Below are 1,915 nucleotides of genomic sequence, written 5' to 3'. Positions count from 1 at the left end.
ATTGTATGTTTGGGCTAAAAGACAATTACTGGTTATAATGAAAAGCAAAAAGGGTAAAATTCTTTTCATAGAGCGTATTTTCCGGCAAAAAAATATAAGTATTTAGTAGTATGTAAAAGAAATAAATAAAAAGGTTAGAATTGTGGCTAAAAATAGGAAATTAAACAATCACTTGTTCTTTATTGTATAATTTTTATGAAATTATGACAACTGAAATCTATAATTAAGTAGTCCTTTTTACAAAATATTTAATAGCTCGTAATCATTTAACAGGAAATTGAAATTTTATTTAATTTATAGACCTGGTTGTTTCAGAACTTTTATTGGCATTTGCTTGTTCTGAATTAGTTTTTTTATGCCATCTGTTTTCTAAACAACAAAAAAGTCCTGAATGCAGGCAAAAATAATTATATCTGCGGTATCATATCTGAATACTAAACCATTTTTATTTGGTCTGAAGAAAACCGGCTTAATTCACAATATTGACCTTCAACTGGAAGTTCCGGCTAAAACAGCAGATAAATTAAAGAATGGGTTGGCTCATATTGGTTTAGTTCCTGTGGCTGTATTACCGCAACTTCAACATCACAAAATCATTACCGACTTTTGTATTGGTTCAGTGGGTGATGTAAAGACTGTAGCTCTTTATAGTCAGGTACCTTTAAGTGAGATTAGAAAAATCTATTTAGATTACCAATCCAGAACTTCAGTTCAATTGATCAGAATCCTGAGCGAAAACTACTGGAAACTCACGGATATTGAATTTATACCCGCAACAAAACATTACGAACATCAAATCAACGGCACAACAGCAGGGGTAATAATTGGGGACAGAACAATTGAATGGGCTCCTAAATTTAACTATCAATATGATTTAAGCCGAGCATGGTATGAATTTACCGGACTTCCTTTTGTTTTTGCCTCCTGGGTTACAATTACCGATTTACCAGATGGATTTGAAAACTCACTGAATAACGCGTTTAGGCTTGGGTTAAACTCTATAGATGAAGTTGTTAAACTTTATCATTCGGATTATAACCTTGACTTTGATCTTCATGAGTATTATACCAGATTTATCAGCTACGAATTTGACCAACAAAAAAGAAATGGATTGGAGTTGTTTTTGAGCTATCTAAACAAAAACTCTGCTGTCAATACAATTCCTGCTACCAAACTTGTCCGGTAAAATTCTTTTAAACTGTTTTCGATTCTAAATTTTATTTTTATTGCCGGTGGTTTTAAAACGGCTTAGTCAATCTTTTAAATTTTATCCGAAAGGACATTTTACTTCGTTTTTGATTTACGGATTCGTTATTTAGTTTCATACTACCAATCTACTGCGATTCCGTTGTAATACCACTTCACTATCTAAAAGAACCCACCCCTAACCCCTCCAAGGAGGGGAATTTAAAGACCTACGTCAGTAATTGATGGTGCAAAATTAAATCATAGTTGGTATAACTATTCTTTTAAAAGGATTTCTGCTTTCCAAATCCGGTTTTCGCTCCCGACTAAACGATTTTCGCTCCTGACTAATCGGTTTTCGCTCCCGACTAAACGATTTTCGCTCCCGACTAAACGGTTTTCGTTCCCGACTAAACGGTTTTCGCTCCCGACTAAACGGTTTTCGCTCCCGACTAACCGGTTTTCGCTCCCGACTAACCGGTTTTCGCTCCTGACTAAACGGTTTTCGCTCCCGACTAAACGGTTTTCGCTCCTGACTAATTACACATAGTTTAAAACCTATCACACATAACTCAAATCGAGCCTTTGTAATCAAAAAATTGAATAATCCAAATAATTGAAAATTTTTATTGGGATTCGCATAATATATACAACTGATTATCTGTTTTAAGAACATTAATTTGCTTTTTGAAAATTTTCTAACTGCTAAAAACATCATTAAACATGGATG

Annotated in this window: 2 protein-coding genes; one reads left to right on the top strand and one right to left on the bottom strand. The window is 33.9% G+C overall.

Annotated features, from left to right (window positions below; translation table 11 throughout):
- The first annotated feature begins 391 nt into the window (after nt 1-391).
- Nucleotides 392-1,186: a menaquinone biosynthesis protein gene (locus tag IPM47_16165; protein QQS28380.1), complete on the top strand. Its 795-nt coding sequence runs from the start codon at nt 392-394 to the stop codon at nt 1,184-1,186.
- Nucleotides 1,187-1,441: 255 nt separating this feature from the next.
- Here IPM47_16165 and IPM47_16160 read toward each other — a convergent pair whose 3' ends face one another.
- Complete coding sequence (locus IPM47_16160; GenBank protein QQS28379.1) at nt 1,442-1,780, bottom strand: hypothetical protein; 339 nt, start codon at nt 1,778-1,780, stop codon at nt 1,442-1,444.
- Nucleotides 1,781-1,915: the final 135 nt, after the last annotated feature.

It is taken from the genome of Sphingobacteriales bacterium (assembly GCA_016700115.1).
Classification (GTDB): Bacteria; Bacteroidota; Bacteroidia; order Chitinophagales; family UBA2359; genus UBA2359.
Note: the sequence above shows the minus strand (reverse complement) of the source record. Positions and strands in the feature narration are given on the sequence as shown.